The organism is Burkholderia sp. SR8, from assembly GCF_052851275.1.
The window spans coordinates 244,905-260,272 of the sequence record NZ_JAULUC010000005.1; the positions used below are offsets into that span (position 1 = coordinate 244,905).

Here is a 15,368-nt window from a genome sequence, read left to right on the forward strand (position 1 = left end):
GCCCGGCCGGCATCCCGCCGCCCGGGCCGCGTTGTTTTCGGGACAGGGACGAAAAAGCCCGCGCAGCGCGCGCGGGCCGGTTCGGGACGTTTTCGACCGACCGGTTGATCGCTCGACGGCGCGCCGTGCGCCGCCGCGCGGGGCGCGATGCGCGATCCGGGCTCCCGGCAGCACGGCGGCCCGAGGCCGCCGGCCCCGCCGCCCGTCAGGCCGCGCCCGCGCAGGCCGGCTCGAACTCGAGCGCCCACGCGTCGTCGAGCGGAATCTCGTCGCAGTTCGGCTGCGGGCCGCCGCGGTCGACGATCACGAAGTCGCTGACCGCGTCGAGCGCGAGCAGCGGGTGGTGCCAGACACCTTTCGCGTAGTTCACGCCCTGCCAGCCTTCGGCCAGGAACGCGCGCATCGCGTCGGGCCGGAACTCGCCGGCCGGCGCGACGACGATCGCGTAACGCGACACCGCCGCGAGCGGGATGAACGCCTGGCTGCCGTGCGGATGGCGCTCCATCAGCGTGAGCGCGACCGGCAGCGCGCGCGGCTGCGCACGGAACACGCTGACGAGCGGCCGGCCGCCGTCCGCGCACACGTCGATCGTCGCGAGATCGTGGAAGCGCTCGGTCGTGCCGCCGTTGATCGGGAAGTGCCGCGCGCCTTCGAGCGCGATCACGTCGCCGAACGGCGCGAACGCGTCGCGGGTCAGGCGCTCGACGCGCAGGATATGGGGTCCGCTCATGCCGACGTTCTCCTTCAGGCGGGCTCGCCCCACAGACGCAGGCGCGACACGCCGCCGTCCGGGAAGATGTTGAAGCGCACGTGCGTGACGGGACCGAGCGCCGCGAGCTGGTCGAACGTGTGCACGTGATCCATCTGCAGCTTCTGCTCGCCGAGCAGTTCGGCCCAGAACATCGCCTGCGTGACCAGCGAATCGTCGGTGCCGCCCGCGACCCGCGCGGCCTGCAGCGAACAGCGGTCGGGGAAATTGCCCTTGAAGAACGCGGTATCGACCTCGACGCGCCGGATGATGCCCGGCCGCGCGAGCGCGACGATCGCCCAGTCGTTGCCGGGCTCGCGCCGGCGCCGCGTTTCCCACCCGTCGCCCATGTTCGCGCCGCGCCCCGGCATCAGCATCTGCGACGCCGGACCGAAGTGCTGGTTGTTCGCCGCCACCAGGTAGCCGCCGTTCTCGATCGCCGCGAGATCGACCAGCTCGCCGGCCGGCACGCGGCGCCAGTCGCGCTGCGGCTGGCCGTACACGCGCAGCCGCGCGAGCCCGCCGTCCGGATACAGGTTCACGCGCAGGTGCGTGAACGGCTGCGCATCGTCGACGCTCACGTAGTGATGCGAATTGCCCTGCAGCGTCGTCGCCGGGACGATCGTGCGCCATTCGGCGTCGTCCGGCGGCGTGTCGCCGTCCACCGCGCAGGCCTCGATCGACGCGGCCGGCGGGAAATTGCCGGTGAAGTGGCTCGTATCGAGATCGACGCCGTGGATCACGCCCGGCCGCGCAAGCCGCACCACGCAGAAATCATGGCCGGTCGTGCGCTTGCGGCGCGTTTCCCAGCCGTCCATCCACTTGCCGTGGTCGTCGTACTTGCCGGGAATGAACACGGCCGGCTCGGGATTGAGCATGCGCTCCTTCGGCGCGAAGAATTCGTCGCTGGCGAAGAGCGCCTGCGCGCCCAGGCGCGGGTCGGCGAGGTTCATGTAGCGCCGCGTGAAGGCCGGCGCGTTCGGATCGAGGATGGGGGCTGCCATGTCGTCTCCACTTTTTTGGCAAGCGCCGGCGCGTCAACGCGCCGGTCGCAGGAAATTCGTTCGCGCGGGGCGGCCAGGGGCGCCGCGCCGCGCGACAGTCGTGCTCAGAGCGCGTGGGCCTGGTCGCCGGCAACCGGTGCGGCACTGCCCGGCGCGTCGGCCACGTAGCGCAGTTCGCGGTTCAGCACGCGCTTCGCGCGCGCACGGTCGATGTCGTTCTCCCACACCGCGACCACCACCGTCGCGACGCAGTTGCCGATCAGGTTGGTCAGCGCGCGGGCGATGCCGACGAACCAGTCGACCGGCAGGATCAGCACGAGGCCGAGCACCGGAATCGCGGGGATCGCCGACAGCGTCGCCGCGAGGATCACGATCGCCGAACCGGGAATCCCGTGCGCGCCCTTCGACGTGACGAGCGACACGAGCAGCACGACGATCAGGTCATGCGTGGACAGCGGCGTGTTGGTGGCCTGCGCGATGAACAGCACCGCGAGCGTCAGGTAGATCGAGAAGCCGTCGAGGTTGAACGAATAGCCGGTCGGGATCACGAGGCCGACCGTCGAATCCTTGATGCCCATGTATTCGAGCTTGCTCATCACCTGCGGCAGCACCGCGTCCGACGACGCCGTGCCGAGCACGATCGACAGTTCCTCGCGCAGGTAGCGGATCAGCTTGAACACCGAGAAGCCCGCGAGCCGCATCACCGCACCGAGCACGACCGTGACGAACACGAAGCAGCTCAGGTAGAACACCGCGACGAGGTAGCCGAGCTGCTTGAGCGACGCGACGCCGTACTTGCCGGTCGTGAACGCGATCGCGCCGAGCACGCCGAGCGGCGCGAGCTTGATGATGAAGCCGATGATGCGGAAGAACACGTGCGACAGCTCCTCGATCAGGCTGTTCACGCGCTGCGCCTTGTCGCCGAGCAGCGACAGCGCGGAGCCGAACAGCACCGCGAACACGAGGATCTGCAGGATGTCGCCCTTCGCGAACGCGTCGATCGCGGTGTCGGGGATGATCTTCATCAGGTAGCCGGCCGTGTCCTTCAGGCTTTCGGCGTTCTTCGCGTACGTCGACAGCGACGCCGCGTCGAGCGAGCGCAGGTCGATGTTCATTCCGACGCCCGGGCGCGTGAGCCACGCGAGCACGAGGCCGATGCCGAGCGCGAGCGTCGTCATCACCTCGAAGTAGACGACCGCCTTCAGGCCGACCCGGCCGACCTTCTTCAGGTCGCCCGCATTGGCCATCCCGCTGACCACCACGCAGAACACGATCGGACCGATGACCATCTTGATGAGCTTCAGGAAGCCGTCGCCGAGCGGTCGCAGCGACTCGGCGAAATGCGGGAAGAACGCGCCTAGCGCGACCCCGAGGATTAATGCGACGACTACCCGGCCAAACAGCGAATTGAGGAATTTCGACACGGCGCTCTCCCGATCCAACGGTTGCAGTTTCGTCTGTTCATACTGGTAAGACCAGTGATGTTATGGTGGATAGTAGGAAGCCGATATAGTCGCGTCAAGGACGAACAAAATAGGGATTTCCCGCGCTCGCGCACCGCGTGGCGATGCACCAGACAGGGGCCGATCGTGGCTTTCCCGTAGGTCCGTCGTGCACCGTGCACGTGCGGATTACAATGCCGGTCAGACCGGCTATCGCTCACACCATGAAGAACGTTCCGCATACCGTGACCGACGCCGCCATCGCGACGATCCGCGACCGGATCGAGGCAGGCGTGTATCCGGTCGGCAGCCTGCTGCCGGCCCAGCGCCAGCTCTCCGAGGAGCTGGAGATCAGCCGCGCGTCGCTGCGCGAGGCGCTGTCCACGCTCGAGGCGCTCGGGATGCTGCGCATCCGCGCCGGCAAGGGCGTGTACGTCGAAAGCGCGCAGGCGACGGCCGCGCATCCGTGGCAGTTCGCGGAGCAGTCGTCGCCGCCCGATACGTACCAGATGCGCTATGCGCTCGAAGGGTTCGCCGCGCGGATGGCCGCGCACGTCGTCACCGACGACGACATCGCGTGGTTCGAGGAGAACCTCGCCGACCTGCACGTCGCGCTCACCGACAGCGCGCTCGACGAGGCGTCGCGGCTCGACTTCGACTTCCACATGCGGATCATCCACCTCGCGGGCAACGCGGCGATCGAGTCGGTGCTGCGCAGCAGCGCGGACATCATGAAGGAAAGCCAGCGCATGCCGTTCTACCGGCGCGAGCTGCTGCTGTCGACGTGGCACGAGCACCGCGCGATCGTCGACGCGCTGATCGCCCGCGACGCGGCCGCGGCCGGTATCGCGATCGAGACGCACATCGCGAACGCCGCGCAACGCGCGGGCATCTTCTTCCCGACGCCGGGCGGCTGACGGAGCCGGCGGTCCGCCGCGGTTCGCTGCGCCGCCGTTCGCCCTTCGCCGTTCCCGGCCGCTTTTCGCCCGTATCGGTCATCCCCCCGAAGGATCGCGATACGCGAGCGCGCGCTCGATGAACGCGCGCGCCGCCACGCTGCGGTACGCGCCCTTGCGGGTGAGCAGCGCGGCCGTGCGCGACGGCAGCGGCGGGTCGAGCTCCAGCGCGCACAGGTCGCCGCTCTCGCGCGCGACCGCTTGCGGCAGCACCGTCGCGAGCCGCCCGCAACGCACGAGCTCCAGCACCGCGCTGACCGTATTCGTCTCGATCGCGATCTTCGGCTGCGCGCCCTGTTCGATGAAATACCGGTCGATGCTTTCGCGCGTCGCGAATGCGCGGCTCAGCAGCACCAGCGGCTCGCCCGCGAGCTCGGCCGCACGCAATGCGCGCCGGCGGCGCGCGAGGCGGTGCGTGCGGCCCGTCACGAGCGCGAGCGGCTCTTCCCACAGCGGCAGCGCGTCGATGTCGGGCGCGCGCGGCGGCACGAACGCGAAGCCGGCGTCGAGCCGGTCGTCGGCGAGCAGCGCCTCGATGCGTTCCTGCGGCATCGCGTCGATCGTCAGCGCGACGTTCGGAAAATCCGCATGGAATGCGTCGATCAGCGAGCCGCTCAGGTAGGCCGCGAAGGTCGGCATCATCGCGAGCCGCAGCGAACCGCTGCCGAGCTCGGCGACGTCGTGCAGCGCGCGCTGCCCGGTGTCGAGCTCGTGCAGCGCCGCGCGCGCGTGCCGCGCATAGACCTCGCCGAACTCGGTCAGCCGCACCGCGCGGCCCGAGCGGTCGAACAGCTGCACGCCGAGCATCTCCTCGAGCTGGCGGACCTGCTGCGACAGCGTCGGCTGCGACACGTGCAGCGCATCGGCCGCGCGCGTGAAGCTGCGCTGTTCGGCGACGGCCAGGAAATAGCGGATGTGGCGGAGTAGCATCGCGGCTCAGGTATTGGTAATGCCAATGGATTCCATAAGAATCCAGTCTTGGACGCTATGGCTCGATTCTCGCATCATACGCACTTCCGCTCCCGCGCACGGCCGCTGGCCGCCGCACCGGAGCGGCACGCCCGGGCCCGCCTCCCGTTGCGTGCCGCAGGGAGATTCGCCGCCGCCCGATCGTGGCGCCGGCCACCTTCCGCCGCGCACGCATCCGTTCAGCGGTCGCTCCGCTGACGCCGGCCCCGACCTCCGCCACCCCGCGCAGCCGACGGCCCCATGCCGCCGGCCGGCGCCCCGCTTTTTTCGCGACCATGGAACCGCATCACGACAACCATCCCCCGCTGACTCGCGCGATGACGCTGCTGTTCGCGTGCGCGTGCGGCATCGTCATCGGCAACATCTATTACGCGCAGCCGCTGCTCGCGGCAATTGCGCACAGCTTCGGCCGGCCGCCCGCCGAGCTCGGCTATCTCGTCACGCTGACGCAGCTCGGCTATGCGGCGAGCCTGCTCATGATCGTCCCGCTCGGCGACGCACTCAACCGCCACACGCTGATCGTGCGGCTGCTCGCGCTGAACGTGATCGCGCTCGCGGCCGTCGCGCTCAGCACGAACTTCACGATGTTCGTCGTCGCGAACATCGCGCTCGGCTTCGTCACGTGCTCGACGCAGCTGCTCGTGCCGTTCGCCGCATCGCTCGCCGACGCACGCACGCGCGGCCGCGCGGTCGGTACCGTGATGAGCGGGCTGCTGCTCGGCATCCTGCTCGCGCGCGTCGCGGCCGGCGCGATCGCCGACGGGTTCGGCTGGCGCGCGGTGTACGGGATCGCCGCGGCGATGATCCTCGCGCTGACCGGCGTGCTCGCGGCGAAGCTGCCGAAGGATCGCCGCGACGCGCGGCTCGACTACGCGGCGCTGATGAAGTCGCTCGTCGCGCTGGTGCGCGCGCAGCCGCTGATCGCGCTGCGCTCGACCTACGGCGCGCTCGTGTTCGCATGCTTCAGCCTGCTGTGGACGGGCCTCACGTTCCTGCTGAGCCAGCCGCCGTACAGCTATTCCGAAGGGAAGATCGGGCTGTTCGGGATCGTCGGCGCGGTGGGCGCGCTCGCGGCGACGTCGGCCGGCCGGCTCGTCGATCGCGGCCACGGCAACGCGGCGACCGGCCTGTTCGCGGCGGCCGTGCTCGCGTCGTTCGCGCCGATCGCGGCCGGCGCCCACTCGCTCGCCGCGCTGATCGCGGGGATCCTGCTGCTCGACGTCGGCGTGCAAGGCATGCACATCTCGAACCAGAGCGTGATCTACGCGCTCGCCGGCAACGCACGCAGCCGCGTGACGACGATCTACCTGACGAGCTACTTCATTGGCGGCGCATTCGGATCGTTCGCGGCGAGCGTCGCGTACGGCATCGACGGCTGGCGCGGCGTATGCATCGCAGGCGCGGCGCTCGCCGGCGTGCTGATCGCGCTGTGGCTCGCGTCGCAGCGCGTCGTCGTGCGGCAGGTCACGCAGTGACCGGCTGTCGCTTCGTCCAGTGAAAAAGGCACGTCCGCGGTTGGCGGGCGTGCCTTGTCTGCATCGACGGCGCCGCGCTATCGGCGGCGCACGTTCACGCGCGGTCGTCCGCGAAATCGATCAGCACCTTCATCGCGCGCTGCCGGTCACCGGCCAGCTCGAACGCGTCGTGTGCGTCGCGCATCGGGAACACGCGCGTCACGGCCGCGCGCAGGTCGACGCGGCCCGCATTGATCAGCTGCACCGCGAGCGCGAATTCCGCATGGAAGCGGAACGACCCGCAGATCGACAGCTCCTTCGCGACCACGACGTTCTGCGGCAGGCTGACGTCGCCGCCGAGCCCGAGCTGCACGACGACGCCGCGCGGGCGCATCACGTCGAGACCGTCGCGCAGTGCGCGCGCATTGCCCGAACACTCGATCATCACGTCGAACGTGCCCTTGTCGGCACCGTAGCGCGCGACCCAGCCGGTGTCGGTGGCCGCGTTGATCGCATGATCGGCACCGAGCGCGCGGGCCACCTCGAGCGGCGCGTCGACGACGTCGGTCGCGACGATCTCCGCCGCGCCATGCACGCGCGCCGCCGCGACCGCCAGCACGCCGATCGGCCCGCATCCCGACACGAGCACGCGCCGGCCGATCAGCGGGCCCGCGCGCGACACCGCATGCAGCCCGACCGCGAACGGCTCGGCGAGCGCCGCGAGCGACAGCGGCACGTGGTCGGCCACCTTCACGCACTGCGCGGCGTCGCACACGAGCGCGTTGCGGAACGCGCCCTGCACGTGCGGCATCCGCATCGCGCTGCCGTAGAAGCGCATGTCCAGACACTGGTTCGGCAGCCCTTCGAGGCAATAGCGGCACGCACCGCACGGGCGGCTCGGATTCACCGCGACGCGATCGCCGACCTGCACCGACGTCACGTCCGGCGCGACCGCCGCCACCGTGCCGGCCACTTCATGGCCGAGCACCATCGGCTGCTGCAGCCGGATCGCACCGAAGCCGCCGTGCCGGAAATAATGAAGATCCGAGCCGCAGATACCGCCCATCGCGACATCGACGCGCACTTGCCCCGGGCCGATCTCGCCCGCGTCCTGTTCTTCGATCCGCAGGTCGTTCGGCCCGTGGATCACGACGCACATGCAACGCATACGCATGAGGTTCCTCCGTTGCTAGACGGCGCTCGTGAGCCCGCCGTCGACGAACAGCGTCTGGCCGTTCACGAAATCGGACGCGGCCGACGCGAGAAAGATCGCCGCGCCGCACAGCTCGTCGACCTGCCCCCAGCGGCCGGCCGGCGTGCGCTTGCACAGCCAGTCGGAGAATGCCGCATCGTCGACCAGCGCGCGATTCAGTTCGGTCTCGAAATAGCCGGGCGCGAGGCCGTTCGCCTGGATCCCGTGACGCGCCCAGTCGGCGCACATCCCTTTGGTCAGCATCCGCACCGCGCCCTTCGTCGCCGCATACGGCGCGATCGTCGGCCGCGCGAGCTCGCTCTGCACCGAGCAGATGTTGATGATCTTGCCGCGGCCGCGCGCGATCATGTGGCGCGCCACCGCCTGCGCGGCGTTGAATACGCCGTCGAGGTTCACGCGCATCAGCGCGTGCCAGTCGTCCGGGTCGAATGCGTCGAGCGGCGCGCGGCGCTGGATGCCCGCGTTGTTGACGAGGATGTCGATTGCGCCGACGCGCGCCTCGAAATCGTCGACCGCCGCGCGCACCTGCGCGTGCTCCGCGACGTCGAACACCGCGTAGTCGGCCGCGAAACCTTCATCGCGGAAATGGCGCGCGAGCGTCGCGGCCTTCTCTTCATTGCGATCGTTGATCACGATCGCCGCGCCGGCTTCCGCGAGTCCGCGGGCGAGCGTGAGCCCGATACCGCGGCCGGAACCCGTGATCAGTGCGCGGCGGCCGTCCAGGCGGAACCGGTCAAGCGCGTTGCTCATGCATGTCTCCTCGTGCCGGCGAGCCGACCGCCGGTCGCGGCCGGTCTCGCATCGACGCTATCTTCGACGCTCGGCCGGCTGCGCGCCAATGGTCTTTTTTGATCCGGTTATCATGAAAACAGATCACCACTCGTCGCTGCCGCCCCCGTCATGGAACTCAAGCAATTGCGCGCCTTCGTCACGCTCGCGGAAGAACTGCACTTCGGGCGCGCCGCGCAGCGCCTGTTCATCGTGCAGTCCGCGCTGAGCATGCAGATCAAGGCGCTCGAGCATGCACTCGGCGCGCGCCTGTTCGAGCGCGACCGTCACAAGGTCGAGCTCAGCGATACGGGCCGCGTGTTCCTGCCCGAGGCGCGCGCGACGCTGCAGCAGGCCGCGCGCGCGGAGCAGATGGCGCGGCTGTCGAGCCGCGGTGAGATCGGTACGCTGCGCATCGCGTTCGTGTCGTCGGTGCTGCCCGCGTTGCTGCCGGCCGTGCTGCGCACGATGCGCGAGCGCTACCCGCTGATCACGCTCGAATTGAAGGACCTGCCGACGCCCGACCAGGTTGCCGCGCTGCGCGATCGGCGTATCGATTTCGGGATGATCCGGCTGCCGGCCGCGTATGCGGGCATCGACACGCGCGTGGTGCTCGAGGAAGGTTTCGTCGTCGCGCTGCCGCTCGATCATCCGCTCGCCGCACACGACACGATCGCACCGGCCGCGTTGCGCGGCCAGCCGGCGTTCGTGCTCGCGCGCCGCTACGCGCCCGGCTTTCACGACGACATGCTGCTCGCGCTGAGCCGCGCGGGCACGACGCTCGAGATCGCGCAGGAATTCGGCGAATTCACGACGATGCTCGCGCTCGTCGCGGCAGGGATGGGAATCGGGCTGATCCCGGCGCAGGCGGCGAGCGCGCTGCCGCCGAACGTGCTCGCGCGGCCGCTCGACCTGGCCGGTCACCGCAGCGGCATCGGCCTCGCGTGGACCGATCTCGCCAGCCCGCTGAAGCGCGCATTCGTCGACGCGATCGAACACGCGACGGCGAGCGCCGGACAATAAAAAACCCGGCCGGGAAGCTCCGGGCCGGGTTCGTTCGCCGCGCCGGCCGCGTTGCCGCGGCCGCGCAACGTGCGCGATTACTTCGCGTTCGCGAATGCGATCGCCGTATCCAGCATGCGGTTCGAGAAGCCCCACTCGTTGTCGTACCAGCTCGACACCTTCACGAGACGGCCCGACACCTTGGTCAGCGTCGCGTCGAACGTCGACGAAGCCGGGTTGTGGTTGAAGTCGATCGACACCAGCGGTGCGTCGTTGTAGCCGAGGATGCCCTTCAGCGCGCCTTCCGATGCTTCCTTCATGATCGCGTTGACTTCCTCGACCGTCGTGTCGCGCTTCGCGATGAACGACAGGTCGACGATCGACACGTTGATCGTCGGAACGCGGATCGCGTAGCCGTCGAGCTTGCCATTCAGTTCCGGCAGCACGAGGCCGACAGCCGATGCAGCACCCGTCTTCGTCGGGATCTGGCTGTGCGTGGCCGAACGCGCGCGGCGCAGGTCTTCGTGGTAGACGTCCGTCAGCACCTGGTCGTTCGTGTATGCATGGATCGTCGTCATCAGGCCGGTTTCGAGGCCGATCTTGTCGTTCAGCGGCTTGACGAGCGGGGCGAGGCAGTTCGTCGTGCACGACGCGTTCGAGATGACCGTGTGCTCGGCCTTCAGCACGTCGTGGTTCACGCCGTAGACGATCGTCGCGTCGACGTCCTTGCCGCCCGGTGCCGAGATGATCACCTTCTTCGCGCCGCCCTTCAGGTGCGCGCTCGCCTTTTCCTTCGTCGTGAAGAAGCCGGTGCATTCCATCACGACGTCGACGCCCAGCTCGCCCCACGGCAGTTCTGCCGGGTTGCGGTTCGCGAGCACGCGGATCTTGTCGCCGTTCACGACGAGGTAGTCGCCGTCGACCGACACTTCGCCCGGGAACTTGCCGTGCGCGGTGTCGTACTGGGTCAGGTGCGCGTTGGTCTTCGCATCGCCCAGGTCGTTGATCGCGACGATCTCGAGATCGTGCTTCTTGCCGTTTTCATAGAACGCGCGCAGCGTGTTGCGGCCGATACGGCCGTAGCCGTTGATTGCGACGCGGATCGTCATGGTCTATCTCCTGATGGCTGAAAAAATTCGTTTCGTGCAGCTTCACGGTGCGACGCGCGCGAGGGGCCGCGCGCGTCGCGAATGCTTTTAGGCCAGCACGGCCTTCGCGGTCTCGACGACGTGCTCGACGGTGAAGCCGAAGTACTTGAACAGCACGCCGGCCGGCGCCGATTCGCCGAACGTGTCGATCCCGACGACGCCGCCTTCGAGGCCGACGTACTTGTGCCAGAACGCGGTCACGCCCGCTTCGATCGCGACGCGGCGCACGCCGTGCGGCAGCACGCGTTCGCGGTATTCGGCGTCCTGGCGGTCGAACACGCTGGTCGACGGCATCGACACGACGCGGGCCGCGATGCCCTGCTGCGCGAGCGGCTCGACGGCCTTCATCGCGAGTTCGACTTCCGAGCCCGTCGCGATCAGGATGATCTTGCGCGCGACGATCTCTTCGTCCCAGTCCTTCAGCACGTAGCCGCCCTTCTCGATGTTCGCGATCTGCGCATCGGTGCGCGGGTTGAACGCGAGGTTCTGGCGGCTGAAGATCAGGCTCGACGGACGGTCGGCGGCAACCGCGTGCGTCCATGCGACGGCCGTCTCGACCGTGTCGGCCGGGCGCCACACGTCGTGGTTCGGGATCAGGCGCAGGCTCGACACGTGCTCGATCGACTGGTGCGTCGGGCCGTCTTCGCCGAGGCCGATCGAATCGTGCGTGAACACGAAGATCGACGGGACCTTCATCAGCGACGCGACGCGCAGCGCGTTGCGGCTGTAGTCGGAGAACGTCAGGAACGTGCCGCCGAACGGCTTGTGGCCGCCGTGCAGCGCGAGGCCGTTGATCGCGGCGCTCATGCCGAATTCGCGCACGCCGTAGTTGATGTGGTTGCCGAGCAGCACGCCCGCGCCTTCCGGATTCGCGCGCACCGCCTTCGATGCCTTCCAGTTGGTCAGGTTCGAGCCGGTCAGGTCGGCCGAGCCGCCGAGCAGTTCCGGCAGGACGGCGGCGAGCCCTTCGATCGCCTGCTGCGACGCCTTGCGGGTCGCGACCGTCTCGGCGCGCTCGTTCGCGCCGGCGATGATCGCGGCGGCCTTCTCGGCCCAGTCGGCCGGCAGCTTGTTCGCCATCCGGCGTTCGAATTCGGCGGCTTCAGCCGGGAACTTCGCGCGATACGCGGCGAACGTCGCGTCCCATTCGGCTTCGGCACGCTTGCCGGCTTCCTTCGCGTCCCATGCCGCATAGACTTCCTGCGGAATCACGAACGGCTCCCAGGTCCAGCCGAGTGCCGCGCGCGTCTTCGCGATTTCTTCCGCGCCGAGCGCCGCACCGTGCACGTCGTGGCCGCCGGCCTTCGTGGCCGCGCCCTTGCCGATCACCGTCTTGCAGCAGATCAGCGTCGGCTTGTCCGACAGCTTCGCCTTCGCGATCGCCGCGTCGACCGCGTCGACGTCATGGCCGTTCACGTTCGGGATCACGTTCCAGCCGTACGCCTCGAAGCGCTTCGGCGTGTCGTCATGGAACCAGTTGACGACGTCGCCGTCGATCGAGATGCCGTTGTCGTCGTACAGCGCGATCAGCTTGTTCAGCTTCAGCGTGCCCGCGAGCGAGCAGGCTTCGTGCGAGATGCCTTCCATCAGGCAGCCGTCGCCGAGGAACACGTACGTGTGGTGATCGACGATCTTCGCGCCGTCACGGTTGAACTCGTCCGCCATCAGCGCTTCGCCGAGCGCCATGCCGACCGCGTTCGCGAGACCCTGGCCGAGCGGGCCGGTGGTCGTCTCGACGCCCGGCGTGATGCCGTATTCCGGGTGGCCCGGCGTCTTCGAGTGCAGCTGGCGGAAGTTCTTCAGCTCTTCCATCGGCAGGTCGTAGCCGGTCAGGTGCAGCAGCGAGTACAGCAGCATCGAGCCATGGCCGTTCGACAGCACGAAGCGGTCGCGGTCCGCCCAGTGCGGGTTCGTCGGGTTGTGCTTCAGGTGGCGCGACCAGAGCGCCACGCCGATTTCGGCCATGCCCATCGGCATGCCGGGGTGACCGGAGTTCGCTTGCTGGACGGCGTCCATCGCGAGCGCACGGATCGCGTTGGCCATCAGGGTGGTGGAGGCGGGAGACGAAGTCGTCATGTCGAGTCCGGAGAACGAGTCGAGGAAACGGGGGCACGGCGGCATCCGGAAGCTCGAGCGTCAATCGTTCCCGGCGCGCGGTGCGGCGCCTGACGGACGCGAAGCGGACGGAGCCTACGGACGGGGCTGCAAAGCTCGTCATTTTAACAGATGGGCCGGCATTTCCCCTGTCGGCACGCGGTGTTCCGGCACGCATTTCCATGGAACCGCGCGCCTCCTATAATTCAGGCGTCGGAACTGCCCGCCCCGCGCGGCCCCCGCCCTTGAGCACGACCCTTCTCTTTCATCCCACGCCCGACGTCGCTTACGGGTTCCCGAACGCCCGCCGGCTCGCGCACGTCGCGTCGCCGCACCAGCACATCGAGGTCTGGGAAACCCCGCAGCTCGGCCGCCTGTTCACGCTGGACGGCCGGCCGATGACGTCGGTCGGCGACGAATACGTGTACCACGAGTGCATGACGCACCCGGCTGCGCTCGCGCATCCGTGTCCGAGGAAGGCGCTCGTGCTCGGCGGCGGCGACGGCGGCGCCGCGCGCCAGCTGCTGAAGCACGCGTGCATCGAGCGGATCGTCGTCGCCGAGCTCGACGACGAAGTGGTCGGCATGGCGCGCCGCTATCTCGACGACGTGCACCAGGGCGCGCTCGACGACCCGCGCGTCGAGGTCGTGATCGGCGACGCCGCGCATTTCGTCGCGTCGACCGTCGAGCATTTCGATCTCGTCGTGTTCGACCTCACACCGCCCGACTCGCCGGCGGCCGGCCTCTATACGCGCGAGTTCTACGCACGGCTGAAGCGGATCCTGTCGCCGCGCGGCGCGATCTCGATGCACCTCGGCTCGCCGGTGTTCCACGCGGCGCGCATTGCCGCGCTGCTCGACGACCTGCGCGCGAGCTTCGCGGTCGTGGATCCGTTGTCCGCGCACGTGCCGCTGTACGGCTCGCAATGGCTGATGGCGATCGCGAGCGACACGCTCGACGCGGCCGCGCTGTTCGCGCACGACGTCGACGAACGGCTCGCCGCGCGCCGCGTGCAGGGACTGCGCTACTACGATGCGCGATTTCATGCGGCCCTCTTTGCCCTGCCGCGCGCGCTGCGCGATACACTGGGCGTTCGCCGCTGACCTTCCGTGCAAAACGCATCGTGGTGCACGCTCGTCGCGATTCTCCCGCGCACGATCTGCGACGTGCAGCCCGGAACGACGGAGGCCGCCCGTCACGGTAGCCGCGATGCCTTGCGGGCCGCCGACGGGCGTCCGGGCGCCGCTTTCCGTTGGACCGCACGGCACGGCTCCGGAGTCGCTGCCGAAGCGTCCACACTGTTCGACCGCGAAGCATGGGAACAGCGTAGGCGCTGAAGCACCAACACTGTTCGACAGGAGATGTTATGACCGATCCACGTCCGGCCAACGTGCCTTGGTTGACGCCGTATCTGGCCGTGCGCAATGCGCAGGCGGCCATCGAGTTCTTCCAGGCCGCCTTCGGCTTCGCGCTGCGCGACGTCCTCGACGAGGACGGCGCGATCATGCACGTCGAGATGACCTACCGCGACCAGCTGATCGTGATGTTCGCGCCGGAAGGCGCGTTCGGCTCGATCGCGCTCACGCCGAAAAGTGCGCACGCAACCGCTCCGCAGTCGTTCTATCTGTACGTCGACGACGTCGACGCGACGTGGCAGCGCGCGCTCGATGCCGGCGCGAAATCGCTGAGCGCGCCGCAGGACCAGTTCTGGGGCGACCGCTTCGCGCAGGTCGAGGATCTCGACGGCTACCGCTGGGCACTCGCGTGCCGCCTCGGTGCATGAACGGAGCCGTATCCACGATGAATGAAGCCACCACCACCGCGGCCGTGCCGCGCTTTTTCGTCGAAGCGGCGCTGCGCGCCGATGCGACGCTCGCGCTGCCGGCCGACGTCGCGCGCCACGCGCAGGTGCTGCGGCTGCAGCCCGGCGACGCGCTCGCGCTGTTCGACGGCAGCGGCGGCCAGTATCGCGCGCGGCTCGTCGAAATCGACAAGCGCAACGCGCTCGCGCAGATCGAGGCATTCGACCCGGCCGAGGCCGAGCCGCCCTATCGCGTGACGCTCGCGCAAGGCATCGCCGGCGGCGACAAGATGGACTGGGTGATCGAGAAGGCGGTCGAGCTCGGCGTCGCGGCGGTCGTGCCGCTGTCGACCGCGCGCGGCGTCGTGAAGCTGTCCGGCGAGCGCGCGGACAAGCGCGTCGCGCACTGGCGCGGCGTCGTGCGCGCATCGTGCGAACAATGCGGGCGCAACCGCGTGCCCGACGTCGCGCCGGTGGCCGGCTTCCACGCGTGGCTCGACACGCTACCGGCCGCGACGGCCGACGGCGAACTGCGGCTGCTGCTGTCGCCGCGCGCGAGCATTCCGTTCGCGTCGCTGCCCGACGCACCACCCGCGGCGGCCGTCACGCTGCTGATCGGGCCGGAAGGCGGGCTGTCGCCGGACGAGGAAAATGCGGCACGCGCACGCGGGTTCACCGCGCTGTCGCTCGGGCCGCGCGTGCTGCGCACCGAGACGGCCGGCGCGGCCGTGCTCGCGGCGTTGGCGGCCCGCTGGGGCGGGTGGTGATG

14 protein-coding genes are annotated in these 15,368 nt (G+C 69.2%); 6 read left to right on the forward strand and 8 right to left on the reverse strand.

Annotated features, from left to right (window positions below; translation table 11 throughout):
* Window positions 1-205 precede the first annotated feature (205 nt).
* The 3 genes from Q3A80_RS08605 to Q3A80_RS08615 form a co-directional block, all read right to left on the reverse strand.
* A complete protein-coding gene (locus Q3A80_RS08605; RefSeq protein ID WP_446328632.1) occupies window positions 206-730 on the reverse strand; it encodes an ureidoglycolate lyase in 525 nt (174 codons plus the stop codon).
* 14 nt (window positions 731-744) lie between these two features.
* Window positions 745-1,752 carry an allantoicase gene (alc, locus tag Q3A80_RS08610; RefSeq protein WP_446328633.1) on the reverse strand — a complete coding sequence of 336 codons (1,008 nt, stop codon included), beginning with the start codon at window positions 1,750-1,752 and terminating at the stop codon, window positions 745-747.
* Window positions 1,753-1,856: 104 nt separating this feature from the next.
* Window positions 1,857-3,176, reverse strand: a complete 1,320-nt coding sequence (locus Q3A80_RS08615) for a C4-dicarboxylate transporter DctA (protein WP_446328634.1) — start codon at window positions 3,174-3,176, stop codon at window positions 1,857-1,859.
* Between the two features lie 212 nt (window positions 3,177-3,388).
* On the opposite strand from Q3A80_RS08615, the gene Q3A80_RS08620 reads away from it, so the two are divergent.
* Window positions 3,389-4,111, forward strand: a complete 723-nt coding sequence (locus Q3A80_RS08620; protein ID WP_446328635.1) for a FadR/GntR family transcriptional regulator — start codon at window positions 3,389-3,391, stop codon at window positions 4,109-4,111.
* A 78-nt stretch (window positions 4,112-4,189) separates the two neighbouring features.
* Here the strand turns inward: Q3A80_RS08620 and cynR are convergent, their stop codons facing one another.
* Window positions 4,190-5,080, reverse strand: coding sequence for a transcriptional regulator CynR (cynR, locus tag Q3A80_RS08625; protein ID WP_446328636.1), 891 nt, complete (start codon window positions 5,078-5,080; stop codon window positions 4,190-4,192).
* Window positions 5,081-5,394: 314 nt separating this feature from the next.
* Between cynR and Q3A80_RS08630 the strand changes: the two genes are divergently transcribed.
* Window positions 5,395-6,594 carry an MFS transporter gene (locus Q3A80_RS08630; RefSeq protein ID WP_446328637.1) on the forward strand — a complete coding sequence of 400 codons (1,200 nt, stop codon included), beginning with the start codon at window positions 5,395-5,397 and terminating at the stop codon, window positions 6,592-6,594.
* A 94-nt stretch (window positions 6,595-6,688) separates the two neighbouring features.
* Here Q3A80_RS08630 and Q3A80_RS08635 read toward each other — a convergent pair whose 3' ends face one another.
* Entirely contained in the window at window positions 6,689-7,747 is a 1,059-nt protein-coding gene (locus Q3A80_RS08635; RefSeq protein ID WP_446328638.1) for an L-idonate 5-dehydrogenase, read from the reverse strand.
* 15 nt (window positions 7,748-7,762) lie between these two features.
* The gene (locus Q3A80_RS08640; protein ID WP_446328639.1) at window positions 7,763-8,536 is read right to left on the reverse strand and encodes an SDR family NAD(P)-dependent oxidoreductase; all 774 of its coding nucleotides are present in this window, start codon (window positions 8,534-8,536) and stop codon (window positions 7,763-7,765) included.
* Between the two features lie 150 nt (window positions 8,537-8,686).
* Here Q3A80_RS08640 and Q3A80_RS08645 point away from each other — a divergent pair, with 150 nt between their 5' ends.
* Window positions 8,687-9,577 carry a LysR substrate-binding domain-containing protein gene (locus tag Q3A80_RS08645; RefSeq protein ID WP_446328640.1) on the forward strand — a complete coding sequence of 297 codons (891 nt, stop codon included), beginning with the start codon at window positions 8,687-8,689 and terminating at the stop codon, window positions 9,575-9,577.
* Window positions 9,578-9,654: 77 nt separating this feature from the next.
* On the opposite strand, the gene gap is transcribed toward Q3A80_RS08645, so the two are convergent.
* Both gap and tkt read right to left on the reverse strand, forming a co-directional pair.
* Window positions 9,655-10,665, reverse strand: a complete 1,011-nt coding sequence (gene gap, locus Q3A80_RS08650) for a type I glyceraldehyde-3-phosphate dehydrogenase (protein WP_006476940.1) — start codon at window positions 10,663-10,665, stop codon at window positions 9,655-9,657.
* 87 nt (window positions 10,666-10,752) lie between these two features.
* Window positions 10,753-12,825, reverse strand: coding sequence for a transketolase (tkt, locus tag Q3A80_RS08655; RefSeq protein WP_446328641.1), 2,073 nt, complete (start codon window positions 12,823-12,825; stop codon window positions 10,753-10,755).
* 218 nt (window positions 12,826-13,043) lie between these two features.
* On the opposite strand from tkt, the gene speE reads away from it, so the two are divergent.
* The 3 genes from speE (at window position 13,044) to Q3A80_RS08670 (ending at window position 15,366) form a co-directional block, all read left to right on the forward strand.
* A complete protein-coding gene (gene speE / locus Q3A80_RS08660; RefSeq protein ID WP_446328642.1) occupies window positions 13,044-13,901 on the forward strand; it encodes a polyamine aminopropyltransferase in 858 nt (285 codons plus the stop codon).
* Between the two features lie 263 nt (window positions 13,902-14,164).
* Complete coding sequence (locus Q3A80_RS08665; protein ID WP_446328643.1) at window positions 14,165-14,581, forward strand: VOC family protein; 417 nt, start codon at window positions 14,165-14,167, stop codon at window positions 14,579-14,581.
* A gap of 17 nt (window positions 14,582-14,598) precedes the next feature.
* Window positions 14,599-15,366 (forward strand): 16S rRNA (uracil(1498)-N(3))-methyltransferase, encoded by a 768-nt coding sequence (locus tag Q3A80_RS08670; protein WP_446328644.1) that lies wholly within the window; start codon window positions 14,599-14,601, stop codon window positions 15,364-15,366.
* The last annotated feature ends 2 nt before the right edge of the window (window positions 15,367-15,368 follow it).

Excerpts from the sequence above, each read along its gene's own strand:
- Q3A80_RS08620 (WP_446328635.1), top strand. The coding sequence starts at position 3,389 with ATGCCGGTCAGACCGGCTATCGCTCACACCATGAAGAACGTTCCGCAT.
- cynR (WP_446328636.1), bottom strand. The coding sequence starts at position 5,080 with ATGCTACTCCGCCACATCCGCTATTTCCTGGCCGTCGCCGAACAGCGC.
- gap (WP_006476940.1), bottom strand. The coding sequence starts at position 10,665 with ATGACGATCCGCGTCGCAATCAACGGCTACGGCCGTATCGGCCGCAAC.
- Q3A80_RS08640 (WP_446328639.1), bottom strand. The coding sequence starts at position 8,536 with ATGAGCAACGCGCTTGACCGGTTCCGCCTGGACGGCCGCCGCGCACTG.
- Q3A80_RS08605 (WP_446328632.1), bottom strand. The coding sequence starts at position 730 with ATGAGCGGACCCCATATCCTGCGCGTCGAGCGCCTGACCCGCGACGCG.
- Q3A80_RS08670 (WP_446328644.1), top strand. The coding sequence starts at position 14,599 with ATGAATGAAGCCACCACCACCGCGGCCGTGCCGCGCTTTTTCGTCGAA.
- Q3A80_RS08630 (WP_446328637.1), top strand. The coding sequence starts at position 5,395 with ATGGAACCGCATCACGACAACCATCCCCCGCTGACTCGCGCGATGACG.
- tkt (WP_446328641.1), bottom strand. The coding sequence starts at position 12,825 with ATGCCGCCGTGCCCCCGTTTCCTCGACTCGTTCTCCGGACTCGACATG.
- Q3A80_RS08645 (WP_446328640.1), top strand. The coding sequence starts at position 8,687 with ATGGAACTCAAGCAATTGCGCGCCTTCGTCACGCTCGCGGAAGAACTG.
- Q3A80_RS08635 (WP_446328638.1), bottom strand. The coding sequence starts at position 7,747 with ATGCGTATGCGTTGCATGTGCGTCGTGATCCACGGGCCGAACGACCTG.
- alc (WP_446328633.1), bottom strand. The coding sequence starts at position 1,752 with ATGGCAGCCCCCATCCTCGATCCGAACGCGCCGGCCTTCACGCGGCGC.
- Q3A80_RS08665 (WP_446328643.1), top strand. The coding sequence starts at position 14,165 with ATGACCGATCCACGTCCGGCCAACGTGCCTTGGTTGACGCCGTATCTG.